The organism is Bacillus mexicanus (assembly GCF_050445615.1).
Classification (GTDB): Bacteria; Bacillota; Bacilli; order Bacillales; family Bacillaceae; genus Bacillus; species Bacillus mexicanus.
On record NZ_JBCEYV010000002.1, the window covers coordinates 893,494 to 908,570 of the forward strand.

Consider the following 15,077-nt stretch of genomic DNA (forward strand, 5'->3'; position numbering starts at 1 on the left):
TTCCGTAACAACGAGATTTATAATATCACGAACAAATACAAGTAGCAATAACTTTTTTGGTTTTTTTTCATATTTTTTTCTCAGGCCAACTTATCTGCAGCTTTCAAACAAAAAACAAGCCCCTATAGATCAGGGGCTTGTAAAACATACTCTATTTAGTTCGCACGGTACACACTGCGAAGGACATTTGTCTGTGAACGGTCTGGACCGACAGAGAAAATAGAAAGCGGGATGCCTGTCAGCTGAGACACACGCTCAAGATAGTGACGCGCGTTTTCCGGAAGCTCGCTTAAGCTTTTCGCGCCTGTAATATCCTCTGTCCAGCCCGGCATTTCTTCATATACCGGCTCACATTCAGCAAGTGCTTTAAGACTTGCCGGGAATTCTTCAATAATTTCACCTTTGTAGCGGTACGCCACACAGATTTTCAGCGTTTCAATTCCTGTTAACACGTCGATTGAGTTCAGAGAAAGATCAGTTATTCCGCTCACACGGCGGGCGTGGCGGACGACGACGCTGTCAAACCAGCCGACACGGCGCGGACGGCCTGTTGTTGTTCCATATTCACGGCCAACTTCACGGATTTGATCGCCGATTTCATCATTCAGTTCAGTCGGGAAAGGACCGTCTCCGACACGAGTCGTATATGCTTTTGATACACCGACAACATGCTGAATTTTAGTCGGACCGACACCAGAACCAATCGTAACACCGCCGGCAACCGGGTTAGAGGATGTAACAAACGGGTATGTTCCTTGGTCGATATCGAGCATAACCCCTTGCGCACCTTCAAACAATACACGGCGCCCGTTATCAAGAGCATCATTTAAGACAACAGATGTATCGCAGACGTATTTTTGAATCTGCTGACCGTACTCATAATATTCGTCTAAGATATCTTCAATGTTAAACCCTTCTGTCTCGTACATTTTTTCAAGCAGACGGTTTTTTTCTTCGAGATTGCGTTCTAGCTTCTCCGCAAATGCGTCACGGTCTAACAAATCCGCGATGCGAATTCCGATGCGGGCTGCTTTATCCATGTAAGCAGGGCCAATTCCTTTTTTCGTTGTGCCGATCTTGTTAGCCCCTTTTCGCTCTTCCTCTACCTCATCCAATTTCAAATGATACGGCAAAATCACGTGAGCCCTGTTGCTGATTCTCAGGTTGTCTGTACTGACGTTGCGTTCATGAAGATACGCAAGCTCTGTGACTAATGCTTTCGGATCTACAACCATTCCGTTTCCGATCACACACGTTTTATCCTTATAGAAAATTCCTGACGGGATTAAGTGAAGCTTGTATGTGACTCCGTCAAACTTGATTGTATGCCCTGCGTTATTTCCGCCTTGATAACGGGCGATCACTTCTGCATTTTCTGAAAGGAAATCTGTAATTTTACCTTTTCCTTCATCGCCCCATTGCGTACCTACTACAACTACTGAAGACATGTCCGTGCACCTCCGTTAACCTTTCAAAACGATTCTATTCAAACAAGTCAAGTTTAACAGTGAAGAAACAGAAAGTCAATTGCAAATCCGAACATTAATTTGTTAAAAATCTATATTCGTTCGTTTTAATTGTGTTTAGAAGCGTTTTCTCACTGATTTTCCATCAAAAGCTTATGAAACTTTTGTTCTTTAGCACGAAAAAGAGATGCTGCCCTGATATCCCTTTTATTTTCATAAGAATAACTCGCCAGCCCGTTCAAGTCTCCATTGATAACCCATGTGTTTCAGCTTTGAAACGATTGCTGTCAGTTTATCTGTAGCTGACAAATAAAAAACGAGAAGACTGTCGGGCTATAAATAGCGGCGGCACTTTCACTTGGTATAATCGACTGCATACGACAACGTCATACCCGTTATGCCGGGAGAATTTCCCCTATCCGTCCGGCGCGTCGATCGCACAATTGGATTTGCGCTGCGAGACAATATGAAAAACGGTTTCCATGTTACCATCTCCTTTTCGGGCTATTTTATTAAATCGCTTTCATGAATACCGGCTGAGGGATCGCTTTCGAATTAAAAAAACCCCAAGATTAGCTCTTGGGGTTTATGCGCCAGGCGGAACACCTGCGTCATCAAAACGCCGTTCCAGGTTGACGAATTTATTGTATTCTTTTACAAACGCAAGAGACACGGTTCCTACCGGGCCGTTACGCTGTTTGGCAATAATAATCTCGATAATATTTTTATTCTCGGATTCTTTGTCATAGTAGTCGTCACGATAAAGGAACGCGACAATATCCGCATCCTGCTCGATACTTCCTGATTCCCGGATATCAGACATCATCGGACGCTTATCCTGACGCTGCTCAACACCCCGGGAAAGCTGAGAAAGCGCGATAACAGGAACTTGCAGCTCTCTGGCGATAGACTTCAGTTCACGGGAAATTTCTGATACTTCCTGCTGCCGGTTGTCCTTTGAACGTCCGCTTCCCTGAATCAATTGCAAGTAGTCGATCAAAATCATGCCGAGTCCGTTTTCCTGCTTCAAGCGGCGGCATTTGGCGCGGATTTCACTCACACGGATACCTGGTGTATCATCAATGTAAATCCCGCTGTTCGACAGGCTTCCCATCGCCATCGTCAGCTTGCCCCAATCCTCTTCCGTCAGGTTGCCGGTACGGAGATTCTGGGCATTGATATTTCCTTCGGCACAGAGCATACGCATCACGAGCTGCTCCGCGCCCATCTCAAGACTGAAGATCGCTACACTCTCGTCGGTCTTGGTCGCCACGTTTTGAGCAATATTCAGGGCAAAGGCTGTTTTCCCCACTGACGGACGGGCAGCCACAATGATCAAATCGTTGCGCTGGAACCCGGCAGTCATCCGGTCAAGCTCAGTAAATCCTGTTGGAATTCCTGTAATATCGCCTTTTCGGTTATGAAGCTGTTCGATATTGTCATAAGTTTGGACAAGGACTTCCTTAATATTTTGGAAGGCACTCGTGTTTTTACGCTGCGCCACTTCCATAATCGTTTTTTCCGCTTCACTGAGTAAATCCTCGACCTCATCCTCACGGGTATACCCGTCTTGAGCAATCGTTGTCGCTGTTCTGATCAGTCGGCGAAGAATTGATTTTTCTTCAACGATTTTCGCGTAATATTCTATGTTAGCCGCTGTCGGCACCGAATTTGCAATATCAGTCAGATACGAAATGCCGCCCACTTCTTCCAGCAGGTCTGTGTTCGCAAGCTCTGACGTTACCGTAACCAGATCAACCGGTTCACCGCGGTCACCGAGCACAAGCATCGCATTATAAATTTTTTGGTGGGACATTCTATAGAAATCATCTGGAATCAATACTTCTGAAGCCAGTGTTAAAGCTGACGGCTGTAAAAAAATAGCGCCTAACACGGCTTGTTCGGCTTCTATATTTTGCGGGGGAAGCCGATCATTCAGAAGGTCTGTCATGCTAAGCACCGTCCTCTCGTTAAAAAATCTCCAAACTCCATTCTACCATTTCTCGAGAAAAAAAATAGAAAAATTGTCTATTTCCTTTTTTTTCAGGCAGCCGATTGGCTCGTTTTGGACAGCAGATTGGCGGGAAAAAAGCAATAAAACGTGAGGGAGGATTGAAAAATGATCAAAGAATATGCGATTACACCCAATGTCGATGCGGATGGCTGGTTTATTAAAGTGGAGAATGTGGCGCCAACAGCATTGTATACATCTAAAGACGCGGCGATTGAAAAAGCCAAACAAATGGCAAAAGAAAACAGTCCATCGAAGCTTGTAATTTATGATCAGTTTAAAAATGTAGAAGAAGAACACTCATTTTAATAATGAATGGAACCCTTCGCTGGAGCGGGGGTTTTTTTAACGTTTTTTGGCTTATTTCATCCATTGAAAGCCTGTATGCATCATCAGATCGGCCGTTTTTTGATACAAATCCCATTCCTCAAACATAGCAAATTTCCCCATCAGTTCCTCAAGTTTCAGCCTCACAGCTATGTATTCTTCAAAAGTGACAGCTTTTTTAGTTACTTTCAGATGTTCATCCAGCGTTTGTTTTAATAATGATAATGATGTGTGCATAAGAATCCTCCTTCTCTCTTTTATAACGGGCAATGAGGGATTGCTCCATTCCTTTGTGACATCTTCTTACGTTTCACATCTGATTCTTGTACAATGGACAGAAGAGAGGAGGGATCTTTGGTGAGACCTTTGCAAATTTCTGCCGAAACAGCCCAAAAGCTTGCAGAATCCTTGAATCTGCCGCTCGAACAGATCATGCATATGCCTCAGCATATACTGCTTGCCAAAATGGCTGAATTGCAGAAAGAAGAAAAACAATCGTAGCATTCGTTCGCATACTTGCTTTCATCTATGGAATTATATTTAATATATGTTAGAAAAAAGGAGTAACTGCTTTGCCAAAACATAAAAATATCCAATCCTCTTTTTGGCTGATCATCGGCATTGTCTTTATCGCTTTTAACTTGAGGCCGGCGATCACTTCAGTTGGTCCGGTCATCAGCTCTATCAGGGCAGACCTGCATATGTCTAATGGGACAGCCGGATTTTTAACAGCGCTGCCGTTGCTTTCGTTTGCGGTACTTTCTCCGCTTGCGCCAAAGTTTGGACAGCGGCTTGGAAATGAACGGACCTTATGGCTCGGCCTCCTGACGTTATTGATCGGGATTTTGCTTCGCTCTGCCGGCTCGGTTTGGGCCTTATTTGCCGGAACAGCTTTAATCGGTGTCGGCATTGCCATCGGAAACGTTCTGCTTCCAAGTTTGATTAAGCATAAATATCCCGAAAAATCGGGCGTCATGATCAGCTTATATACGACTGCAATGTGTATTTTCGCGGCCTTAGCGTCAGGTGTCAGTGTCCCTCTAGCGGCACAAATAGGAGGCGGATGGAAACAGGCCTTTCTCTTATGGGGCGGGCTGGCCTTGCTTGCTCTGCTGATCTGGATACCTCAGCTGCGCCACCGAGATACAGCAAATCGGACGGTAAATCTTCAAACGGGCTCCATTTGGGCTTCCAAAATAGCATGGCATGTCACCATCTTTATGGGCTTGCAATCTTTTCTATTTTACAGCAGCATCGCTTGGTTTCCTGAAATTCTTCGTTCACACGGCATGGATACGTCAACAGCAGGGTGGATGGTATCACTTATGCAATTTGCAAGTCTGCCTTTCACTTTTCTGACACCTGTTTTAGCTGATCGCATGAAGCAGCAGCGCGGCATTGCGGCAGGACTGTCCGCTGTCTATCTCATCGGGCTGTGCGGATTGCTGGCGGGCGGCAATCATATCCTAATTGCCATCTGGATGATTATCATCGGGATTGGACAAGGCTCCAGCATTAGTCTGGCGCTTACGCTGATTGGTCTTCGCAGTGAAAATGCCCAGCAGGCCGCGGCGCTTTCAGGTATGTCTCAGTCATTCGGTTACCTGCTTGCAGCCATTGGACCCATCTTTGTCGGTTATCTCTTTGACCAGACACATTCATGGACATTACCGATTGTGCTCCTTATTGCAGCCTTAATCGGCATGGGAGCAGCTGGATTGGGTGCCGGGCGAGATCACTACATTCTTCAAACAGAGAAACAAAGAAATTCAGCATAAAAGGCGGAGAGATCTCTCCGCCTTTTTTCTATGAAATACTAAGAAAAACAAATTCGCCTTCATACTTACAAATTCTTAATCTCTTGCAATAAAAAAGAGGCTTGGCGCAACCCAAGCCTCTTTTCTATTAAGCTTCTTCTTTCACATGTACCTTCAACACAGCCTGCACCTCAGGATGCAGCTTCACAGGCACGTTTGTATATCCTAATGCACGAATTCCGTCTGGCAGGTCAAGCTTCCGCTTATCTACTTTAATATTATGGTCTTTTTGGAGCTGTTCAGTGATTTGCTTGCTTGTGACAGAACCAAATAAACGGCCGCCTTCACCTGATTTCGCGCTAAGCTCAACCGTCAGTTTTTCTAATGTCTCTTTTAAGCTCTTTGCCTGCTCAAGTTCGGCGATGGCTTCTTTTTTCTCTTTCTGCTTTTGGCCGTTTAGCACGCTGATATTTGACGCGTTGGCTTCAACAGCAAGACCCTTTTTAATTAAAAAGTTATGCGCATAACCGTCTGCTACGTTTTTGACTTCGCCTTTTTTCCCTTTTCCTTTTACATCTTTCAAGAAAATAACCTTCATCTCTGTACGCCTCCCTCAAAATACTCATCTATGGCATTCTTCAGCTGTTCCAGCGCTTCCGTTACTGAAATGCCGGACAACTGAGTCGCCGCATTTGTTAAATGCCCTCCGCCTTCCAGCGCCTCCATGATGATCTGAACATTGACCTCGCCAAGTGACCGGGCACTGATACAGATGGTTTGTTCATCGCGTCTCGCCACCGCAAATGAAGCCTCAACCTCACTCATCGACAGGAGCGAATCGGCCGCCTGCGCAATCAGCACTTGATCAAAATATTCCTCTTCATTTTCAGGAAGAGAAGCAATTGCAATGTTTTCTTTGTAGAGGGCTGTATGCTGGATCAGTTTCGCCCGTTTAATATAGGAATCAACGGTTTCTTTCAAGAACTTCTGCACAAGCACAGTGTCAGCGCCTTTTGCCCTTAAATAAGAAGCCGCATCAAAGGTCCGCGAGCCTGTGCGGAGAGAAAAGCTCTTTGTATCCACTATTATACCAGCTAATAGGGCTGTTGCTTCAATCATATTGATTTTTAAGCGCTTCGGCTGATATTCAAGCAGCTCTGTCACCAACTCTGCTGTCGAAGAAGCGTACGGCTCCATATAAACGAGCAGCGGATCCTTGATAAACTCCTCACCCCTGCGGTGATGGTCGATGACCACGATTTGTTCCACTTTATTGATCAGCCGTTCTTCCATGACAAGTGACGGCTTATGTGTGTCTACAATCACAAGCAGCGTGTCATCATTGGAAATGTCCATCGCTTCTTCAGGCGTAATAAATCTTGACCACAGATCTTCATATTTTTTGATTTCCTCAATCAAGCGCTGCACACTTGATCCGATTTGATTGGGGTCAATCACGATAAAACCATCTTTATTATTTGCCTGCGCGACCTTTAAAATCCCAATCGCTGCCCCGATGGAATCCATGTCGGGAAATTTATGCCCCATGATCATCACATTGCTGCTTTCAGAGACAATTTCCTTTAAGGCATGAGAAATGACGCGGGCCCGCACCCTAGTCCGTTTCTCCATCGGGTTTGTTTTACCTCCGTAAAACTTCACCTTGCCGTTCGGCAGCTTAATCGCTACTTGGTCTCCTCCGCGCCCCAGCGCTAAGTCCAAGCTGGATTGCGCCAAATCGCCAAGTTCTTTTAGTGAAGAGACTGAAGCTCCAACACCAACGCTTAACGTCAGCGCAACGCCGTCGAATGAGGTTTTTTCACGCACCTCATCAAGAATCGAAAACTTCGAATTTTCAAGTTTAGTTAAGATGTGTTCATTAAGTACAGCGATGAAGCGCTCTGAAGACGTCCTTTTCAGGAAGATACCGTACTCCTGCGCCCAAGCATTCAGCAAAGACGTCACCTGGCTGTTCATCGTGCTTCTCGTCTGGTCATCCAATCCTTGGGTCACATCATCATAGTTATCAAGGAAAATATACGCCAGCACAGTTCTTTCGTTTTCATATTGCTTTTCAATTTGAATTTGCTCTGTTACATCAAAGAAATACAGCAGACGCTCATCCCGTTTGATGACAACCTTAAACTTGCGGTCATTCAATGTAACCGTTTCCGAATCGACCTCTTGCTTGATAAGCGGCACAACCGACTCACAAGTATCGTAAAGGGATCTTCCGACTAATGTGCTTTCATTAAAGCAAGACGAAAGAAACGGATTTGCCCATTCTATATAATATTGGTCATTAAAAAGCATGATGCCGATCGGCATTTCCATCAATGCCTCTTCACCGACTTTTTTCAACCTATAGGATAACGTAGAAATATAAGCATCAATCTCTTTTCGAATAAGAGAATCAGCGCGTTTAATAAAAAACAAAGCAACTGCGAGCAGCAGCACTTCGACAGTTCCTAATATCCAGTTAAAATAAAAGCTGATGAGGATTGTAATGATTGACAGAGCAATCAACGCATAGATGGGATACCGAAACAGCGGTTTTTCATAAAAGCTTGGCATTACTATCACTCCCCACCATGTGAGTAAAACTCATGTTCACTTCACCTTATTCCTTATTTGAAAGCCCATATCTAAAACGCCTAAAATACGAATGGCCGCCATAAAGATCGGATGAACAAATCCAAGAATAACTGCAATCACAGCCATAGCCTTCGGATATTGTTTCTTATGGCAATAGAAAAAGATAAATGATACGCCTTGGATAAAAATTATAAATCCGAGTATAAATTCCCCATTTAAAGCGATCGAGTATAGCATTTGGCCTTTTTCTAAAGGCAAAAATGACAGCATGACAATCATTACATACAGCACGGCAACACTTTGCGGAAACTTCAACTCTCTAAAAGGCTTTAGATTAGGAATGTCGGGGGAAAAGCGCCTTATGAGCGGCTTAGCGATAAGGTAACTGAGGAAAGCATATATTACACCCAGCACCACAATAGCTGTTGGGAATAGGTATTGAGCTGTGTCTAAATCATCTCTCATTACACCCAATTCTTTGTTAATTTCTTCTGTATGAACTGAATTTTTCATCATATATTCAACTGAATCAATCGCTTCTTGTGATTGTGTTAAGGCCCTATCGATGATATTAATATCCATAAATAAAATACTTACCACAAAAAACATCATAATACATAGCACTGAAACAAAAGAACTCGATAAAATCGCAATTGCAGGATCCTTCTTCTTAAGAAAAAAACCTAAAGCAACACCTGTAAATGCGGACATAATCGCTAAAAAGACACCTGTAATTGAACTAGTTATAAAAATAACTGGAAGACTTACAATACTCATCCAAAAACCTAATTTTGCCCCGTATCTCAATGTGTATAAAATCACAGGTAGAGGTAAAACCAACCAAAACAGTATTCCAATCACAGGCACATAAACGACCAAAAGCGCAATGATCGCAAACAGACTGATTAAAATAGCGCCTTCCATTAATGCTCTCGTTTGTTTCACTTAGTCACCTCGTGTCATCCTGAACATACGAATAGAAAAGAGCAGCATAAACGACTGCTCTTTTATCATCGCTGCAACATGCGTTACACCGAAAGGTTATATCATCTCAAAATTTCACTTTATATTTTAACATAAGACCAAATCGCAAGTAAAATCACACCAATGTTTCATGTGAAACATCACAAATGAAAAGGCATTCTTTGAAAAGAATGCCCATCACCATTAATGTTTATCATCCATAAAGCCAGAAGAATCTTTGTTTTTCTTTTTCGTTTTTCTGACATACATAAAGATTAAAACCACCAGTAAAAGGGTTGTTGCTTGCAGAACGCCGCTGCTAAACAAGAAAAAGTTCTTTATCATGTCCCACATCGTGTTTCACCTCTTTTTGCGTCTTCTCAACCCGTGTCCTATATAAAGTGACTTTCCCTTTTTAAGAACTTCAAAACATGATGAACCACATTGAGCGTTGGGCATATGCTGATATAGAATCTGATGGATAAAGGAGAATTGCTACATGGATGAACGCAGAACATTAGCTTGGCATGAAACATTAGAACTGCATGAGCTGGTTGCTTTTCAATCAAATGGACTCATTAAACTGAAGAAAATGATAAAAGAAATAAAAGACCCGGAGCTCAGACAGCTTTATCGTGTATCCATCCAGGCCATTGAACAGAATCTAAGAGAGCTTCTTCCATTCTTTCCGCAGGCGCCGCACAGAGACGATGAAGACGAACGCGCGGATAACCCATTTTACAGCGGCGACCTGCTTGGGTTTGCCAAAACATCTGTCCGCAACTATGCGATTGCTATCACTGAAACAGCGACACCTCAATTAAGAAACGTGCTGGTGAAACAGCTGAACGCAGCCATTAAGTGGCATGCACAAATCTTCCAATACATGTATCAGCACGGATACTATCCTGCATACAACCTTTCCGAGCTGCTAAGAAATGATGTCAGAAACGCCAACAAAGCTCTTTCAATGAAATAAAATAAGCAGCAAAGGCGTTCCCTTTGCTGCTATTTCTGCTGATCCTTTAGTATGCCGTTTGAACGATACGCTTCCAGCACACCTCTATTCGATTCTCCCCATGCTTTCATTTGCAAAACGATCGGCTCAAGCGTTCGCCCAAATTCCGTCAAAGAATATTCAACCTTTGGCGGCACCTGTTGGTAAACCTCACGATGCACAATGCCGTCCGCTTCCAGCTCCCGAAGCTGAAGAGTAAGCATTCTTTGGGTAATACTCGGGCAGATCCGGCGAAACTCATTAAACCGTTTCTTGCCATCTATCATGTGATAAAAAAGAATCCCTTTCCACTTTCCGCCAATAACATCTAGCGTAAATTCAACTGGACAGCCTTCTTTGTTTGGATATATATTATTTTTCATTCTCGACCCTCCAATAGTACCTTTTTTGATACTACATTACATTTCGCAACTAAGCTACCCAGTATTTTACACAGCTTTCCTTCTCAGCTCAAAGAAAATGCTTCTTATTCACATCAATTTTTACGGGTTAGTATGATTACACTTGCAGCAAGACGTGTTACACTATATAAATAATACTACTTAAAAAAGATAAGGAGCTATCATGGAAAAGATACTTATTTTCGGACACCAAAACCCAGACACAGATACGATTTGTTCTGCGATTGCTTATGCTGATTTAAAAAACAAACTTGGCTTCAATGCTGAGCCTGTCCGTCTTGGACAAGTCAACGGCGAAACACAATACGCACTTGACTACTTCAAACAAGAAAGCCCGCGCCTTGTTGAAACAGCTGCAAACGAAGTCAACGGCGTTATCCTGGTTGATCATAACGAACGCCAGCAAAGCATCAAAGACATTGAAGATGTTCAGGTTCTAGAGGTTATCGACCACCACCGTATCGCTAACTTTGAAACGGCTGAGCCGCTTTATTATCGTGCTGAGCCTGTAGGCTGTACCGCTACGATCTTAAACAAAATGTACAAAGAAAATAACGTGAAAATCGAGAAAGAAATTGCCGGCCTTATGCTGTCTGCGATTATTTCTGATTCCCTGTTATTCAAATCTCCAACTTGCACAGACCAAGACGTAGCGGCCGCGAAAGAGCTAGCGGAAATCGCTGGCGTAGATGCTGAAGAATACGGCTTGAACATGCTCAAAGCAGGCGCTGATTTAAGCAAAAAAACAGTGGAAGAGCTGATTTCTCTTGATGCGAAAGAATTCACACTCGGCAGCAAAAAAGTCGAAATCGCACAAGTAAACACAGTAGACATTGAAGATGTGAAAAAACGCCAAGCTGAATTAGAAGCTGCGATCTCTAGCGTTGTGGCCGAGAAGAAGCTTGACCTCTTCCTTCTTGTTATAACAGACATTTTAGAAAATGATTCCCTTGCCCTTGCGATCGGTAACGAGGCGGCAAAAGTGGAAAAAGCGTTCAACGTTACATTAGAAAACAACACAGCCCTCTTAAAAGGCGTTGTTTCCCGTAAAAAACAAGTCGTTCCTGTCTTAACAGACGCAATGGCTGAATAATAAAACAAGTAAAAAACACCTTCAAGTTTGAAATCGGATAGTTGTGATCCGAAACCAATACTTGGAGGTGTTTTTCATTGTAAAACCACTTCCGCGCCCAAACATCCCCCGCAAGATTACGCCGCTTTTGCTGTTAGCAGAACCCTAAGAAATCACTCTGAGCACAACGGCCATCACCAAAATGACAACAAAACCTATCACATTACTTATTGTATGAATACTTTCATTGTCTACAAAAAGATGAATAGTGAATGGAGCTGCAACGATTAATAAAACGAAAATATATAACCTTTTTCTCATTATATCCTCCAAATCACAGACATGTCGCAAAACAATCATAACACCTTATAAACAACGAGGACATCTTATCCCTCCTGCTAAAGCACCTGGTTTTTCAATGAAATTCAAGCTGTCCGTTTACGCGAAAACGCACTGTGGTATGTAAAATTTGAATGGTATTTCCATCAAGAGATCATGCTATTGAAAGAGGAGGTTTTCTTATGAGTCAAGAGCGGGTGAAACGGCCTGGACATACGAGATGGTACATATCTTCGTTACTCAGCGGCATTATTGTTCTGAATTATTTTGACCGTGTCGCCATCTCAGTGGCCGCCCCTGCGATACAAGATTCGTTTCACCTTACAGCAACCGAACTGGGCATCGTGTTTTCTATTTACACGTATTCCTATACAGTGATGCAGCTGCCTGTCGGGAGTTTGCTGGATCGGTTTGGCGTGGCATGGGTCACGAGGGTTGGAATGACAATATGGAGCATTTTAACGATTCTTCTTGCTTTTTTGCAGGGAAAATTGCTGTTGTATCTGTTCCGGTTTCTCATTGGGCTGTCGAGCGCCTCTGCGTTCCCTGCCGCCTCTAAGGCAACTGCTCAATGGTTTCCTCCAAGTGAGCGGGGATTGGCAAACTCACTGTTCGACTCAGCCGCAAAGTTTTCAAACGTGCTCGGTGCGCCGTTGGTCGCCTTTCTTGTCACCACATTTGATTGGCGTGTCGCTTTTTTTACAATTGGATGCATCAACGTGCTGTTTACGATTTTTTTCTGGCATTATTATGAGCAGCCAAAACGGCACAAACGCATCTCTAAAAGTGAGCTGAATTATATTCAAAAGCACAATGCGGTCACAGCAGAAAAAATCCCTTACAAAACGGGACCGCTTTTAAAAAAACTTTTCTCCAACCGGAAAGTATGGGGCTTAATGATTGGATTTACAGGATACGGCTATACATTCAACCTGCTGCTTACCTGGCTTCCGACGTTCTTTAAACATACATATGGGATGGATCTCATGTCGTCCGGTTTATTTACAGCTGTGCCATGGCTGATCTCAACCATTTCTGGAATTGCGGTTGGCGGCTGGCTCGTCGATTTCTTTATTAAGAAAGGCTATTCTAACACCAAGGTGTACCGAACCGTGATCATTGTCGGAATGAGCTTCGGCTTTTTCTTTTTAGGCTCCATTCTGACGAACAATATCACTGTGGCGATTGTTTGCATTTCAATCGGCCTTGCCGGTATTTCCGCAACGGCTCCAGTCGGCTGGTCCATTTCTGCAGAGCTGGCGCCGATCGGTTCTGTATCTATGCTGAGTTCCATGGTGAATCTCGCAAACAACCTGTTCGGAGGCATTATTGCCGCTTCATTGACAGGATATTTGTTTGATGTGACAGGCTCCTTTACACTCAGCTTTCTCGTAGCAGGTTTTGTCCTGCTGCTGGGATTGGTTTTTTATGTGTTTGTGTTAGGGGAAGTCAAACGGATTAAGCTGGAATAAAGAGTGCTTGCTGAAAAGCACTCTTTTTCTGGATAGAAAAATCCTTACGATAGGTCACTACCAAAAATCGATACATTCTGGCGGTCAATAGCAAAACTCCGACCGTTCCAGGCCAATACGGTTTGAACATATCCAAGCGTATCAGCGTTATAACGCCCCGCTATCCGCTGATACGCCAGCAGTTCGTATGTGCCGTTTCTGTCAAAATCAACCGGATACAATCCAGACAAGGGATTCACCCAGCCTTCTATCGGCATCTTCAAAACCCCCTGCTGGGTATAAATTTCATTCAAATATTCCCTGCCCTTGTAAGTAAGATCGAGGATATATATTTGGTTTTGCTGATGACTAATAACGCTCGCTTTATATTGGTTTTGATACTTCACACTGTACTTCAATTCAGCATTAAACATATCCGAATTAAAAATCTGTCTGAACCGCCGGTTGAGATTAGCAAAAACATACGCATATATCATGGCTCCGCTTCCGCCGGTATCTATCACCACCGCCACATCATCAATCTTATTGCCTGTCATATCCCCGAGAAAAAGAGACGGATTGTACCCCATATTGTTTTGAAGCTGAATTCGCTGTTCCTGTTGGCTTCTGCCATCTCGGATCATCAGTATCATATTTTTCCATAAAGGGCTGTCAGTCATTTGGGTGCCAGTAAGAAAGACTTCGTCAATCACGCCGTCTCCCGTTACATCCCCTCGAGCTGATGCAATGATTGCGCGCGAGGAAGCAGGCGGCCGCAATACGTATGGATGTTGTACAAGTCTTCCATAAAACCAATAAGGAGCCATTCTGATGTCATACAGATTCAATGCAGCCACCTTCCTTTATTAGCTGAATGAATCATTATATGCAGGGATGGCACACTAAAGACATCTCTGAACGAGCTAAAGGTTTATTACGAGAATGAATCTGCTCGCACAGCTCGGGTCCGTATCGTTGATCAAGCAGGAAAACTTGAAAGAATCTGCATTCTGAAGCCCTATCGCAAATGCGGACTTGGCAAAGTGATCGTCGATACGTTAGAACGTATAATGATAGAACAAGGCATTTCTGCCTTCAAACTGTACGGCCAGACACAGGCGGCAGGCTTTTATGAAAAACTCGGCTACCAGACAGCATCTGATGAAATTATGCTGGACGGTATCCCCTATGTGCTGATGACAAAGGAAGAGAGCCGTTAACGAATCGCAAATATGTAGCGTATGCCGGCAAATAAAAAAGAAGGTCAGATCTTTGGCGTGAAAAAGAAGCGAGCGTAACACTCACTTCTTTTTCCTAAAAGCCGGATATAAAAAAGCTCCGTAAAAGCCTCGGCGGCAGGCAACGGTATGTTTTCCCCTGCCATGTCTAACGTGACCAAATCTTTTTCTGCATTTATTATCCGTACCATAAGTAACACTATCTCTCAACTCTCTACTTCCCATCTCAATTTGCTATGAGGCTCAAAACACAAAAGTTTTTTCCTGTAAAAAGACTTTAGTATCACAACTATCAATCATTTTATTTTTTCATTTTGTTCCTCTTTTTCCCTTTTACTCTATCTTCCTTCTATAACACCTAGCTTTACACAATTCTTCGTTATAAATTTCTTCAGCATGTGACGAACAAATGGGCGTGAATTGGATTTCTTTTAATATA

Annotated in this window: 16 protein-coding genes and 2 pseudogenes; 7 read left to right on the forward strand and 11 right to left on the reverse strand. The window is 43.4% G+C overall.

Going from position 1 to position 15,077, the window contains the following annotated elements; translation table 11 throughout:
• Positions 1–155: 155 nt before the first annotated feature.
• The 3 genes and pseudogenes from purA to dnaB form a co-directional block, all read right to left on the reverse strand.
• A complete protein-coding gene (gene purA / locus AAGG74_RS14160; RefSeq protein WP_162102870.1) occupies positions 156–1,448 on the reverse strand; it encodes an adenylosuccinate synthase in 1,293 nt (430 codons plus the stop codon).
• A 163-nt stretch (positions 1,449–1,611) separates the two neighbouring features.
• Positions 1,612–1,915, reverse strand: a pseudogene (locus AAGG74_RS14165) (hypothetical protein).
• A gap of 137 nt (positions 1,916–2,052) precedes the next feature.
• Positions 2,053–3,417, reverse strand: a complete 1,365-nt coding sequence (dnaB, locus tag AAGG74_RS14170; protein WP_162102869.1) for a replicative DNA helicase — start codon at positions 3,415–3,417, stop codon at positions 2,053–2,055.
• Between the two features lie 168 nt (positions 3,418–3,585).
• Between dnaB and AAGG74_RS14175 the strand changes: the two genes are divergently transcribed.
• Positions 3,586–3,786: a DUF2188 domain-containing protein gene (locus tag AAGG74_RS14175; RefSeq protein ID WP_162102868.1), complete on the forward strand. Its 201-nt coding sequence runs from the start codon at positions 3,586–3,588 to the stop codon at positions 3,784–3,786.
• Positions 3,787–3,837: 51 nt separating this feature from the next.
• On the opposite strand, the gene AAGG74_RS14180 is transcribed toward AAGG74_RS14175, so the two are convergent.
• A complete protein-coding gene (locus AAGG74_RS14180) occupies positions 3,838–4,041 on the reverse strand; it encodes a hypothetical protein (RefSeq protein ID WP_162102867.1) in 204 nt (67 codons plus the stop codon).
• A 120-nt stretch (positions 4,042–4,161) separates the two neighbouring features.
• On the opposite strand from AAGG74_RS14180, the gene AAGG74_RS14185 reads away from it, so the two are divergent.
• Positions 4,162–4,305 (forward strand): YycC family protein, encoded by a 144-nt coding sequence (locus AAGG74_RS14185; RefSeq protein ID WP_003236536.1) that lies wholly within the window; start codon positions 4,162–4,164, stop codon positions 4,303–4,305.
• A 71-nt stretch (positions 4,306–4,376) separates the two neighbouring features.
• The gene (locus AAGG74_RS14190; RefSeq protein WP_429675879.1) at positions 4,377–5,582 is read left to right on the forward strand and encodes a CynX/NimT family MFS transporter; all 1,206 of its coding nucleotides are present in this window, start codon (positions 4,377–4,379) and stop codon (positions 5,580–5,582) included.
• A gap of 127 nt (positions 5,583–5,709) precedes the next feature.
• Here the strand turns inward: AAGG74_RS14190 and rplI are convergent, their stop codons facing one another.
• The 4 genes from rplI to AAGG74_RS14210 all read right to left on the reverse strand — a co-directional run bounded on the left by rplI (position 5,710) and on the right by AAGG74_RS14210 (position 9,473).
• Complete coding sequence (gene rplI, locus AAGG74_RS14195; RefSeq protein WP_162102865.1) at positions 5,710–6,159, reverse strand: 50S ribosomal protein L9; 450 nt, start codon at positions 6,157–6,159, stop codon at positions 5,710–5,712.
• Positions 6,156–8,135 (reverse strand): cyclic-di-AMP phosphodiesterase GdpP, encoded by a 1,980-nt coding sequence (gene gdpP / locus AAGG74_RS14200; protein WP_225493106.1) that lies wholly within the window; start codon positions 8,133–8,135, stop codon positions 6,156–6,158. Before gdpP ends, rplI begins: the two co-directional genes overlap by 4 nt.
• A 36-nt stretch (positions 8,136–8,171) precedes the next feature.
• Positions 8,172–9,101: a YybS family protein gene (locus AAGG74_RS14205; RefSeq protein ID WP_429675880.1), complete on the reverse strand. Its 930-nt coding sequence runs from the start codon at positions 9,099–9,101 to the stop codon at positions 8,172–8,174.
• 222 nt (positions 9,102–9,323) lie between these two features.
• Positions 9,324–9,473: a hypothetical protein gene (locus tag AAGG74_RS14210; RefSeq protein ID WP_162102862.1), complete on the reverse strand. Its 150-nt coding sequence runs from the start codon at positions 9,471–9,473 to the stop codon at positions 9,324–9,326.
• A gap of 145 nt (positions 9,474–9,618) precedes the next feature.
• On the opposite strand from AAGG74_RS14210, the gene AAGG74_RS14215 reads away from it, so the two are divergent.
• Positions 9,619–10,098 (forward strand): spore coat protein, encoded by a 480-nt coding sequence (locus AAGG74_RS14215; RefSeq protein WP_429675881.1) that lies wholly within the window; start codon positions 9,619–9,621, stop codon positions 10,096–10,098.
• A 29-nt stretch (positions 10,099–10,127) separates the two neighbouring features.
• Here AAGG74_RS14215 and hypR read toward each other — a convergent pair whose 3' ends face one another.
• On the reverse strand, positions 10,128–10,499 hold the full coding sequence (gene hypR, locus AAGG74_RS14220) for a transcriptional regulator HypR (RefSeq protein WP_162102860.1): 372 nt from the start codon (positions 10,497–10,499) through the stop codon (positions 10,128–10,130).
• A 202-nt stretch (positions 10,500–10,701) separates the two neighbouring features.
• Between hypR and AAGG74_RS14225 the strand changes: the two genes are divergently transcribed.
• A complete protein-coding gene (locus AAGG74_RS14225) occupies positions 10,702–11,631 on the forward strand; it encodes a manganese-dependent inorganic pyrophosphatase (protein ID WP_162102859.1) in 930 nt (309 codons plus the stop codon).
• Positions 11,632–11,775: 144 nt separating this feature from the next.
• Here AAGG74_RS14225 and AAGG74_RS14230 read toward each other — a convergent pair whose 3' ends face one another.
• Complete coding sequence (locus AAGG74_RS14230) at positions 11,776–11,931, reverse strand: hypothetical protein (RefSeq protein ID WP_202923598.1); 156 nt, start codon at positions 11,929–11,931, stop codon at positions 11,776–11,778.
• A 152-nt stretch (positions 11,932–12,083) separates the two neighbouring features.
• Here AAGG74_RS14230 and AAGG74_RS14235 point away from each other — a divergent pair, with 152 nt between their 5' ends.
• Positions 12,084–13,421, forward strand: coding sequence for an MFS transporter (locus tag AAGG74_RS14235; RefSeq protein WP_429675882.1), 1,338 nt, complete (start codon positions 12,084–12,086; stop codon positions 13,419–13,421).
• 44 nt (positions 13,422–13,465) lie between these two features.
• Here AAGG74_RS14235 and AAGG74_RS14240 read toward each other — a convergent pair whose 3' ends face one another.
• On the reverse strand, positions 13,466–14,248 hold the full coding sequence (locus tag AAGG74_RS14240) for a hypothetical protein (RefSeq protein WP_429675883.1): 783 nt from the start codon (positions 14,246–14,248) through the stop codon (positions 13,466–13,468).
• 93 nt (positions 14,249–14,341) lie between these two features.
• Between AAGG74_RS14240 and AAGG74_RS14245 the strand changes: the two are divergent.
• A pseudogene (locus AAGG74_RS14245) lies at positions 14,342–14,620 on the forward strand (GNAT family N-acetyltransferase); the annotation flags it as partial.
• Positions 14,621–15,077: the final 457 nt, after the last annotated feature.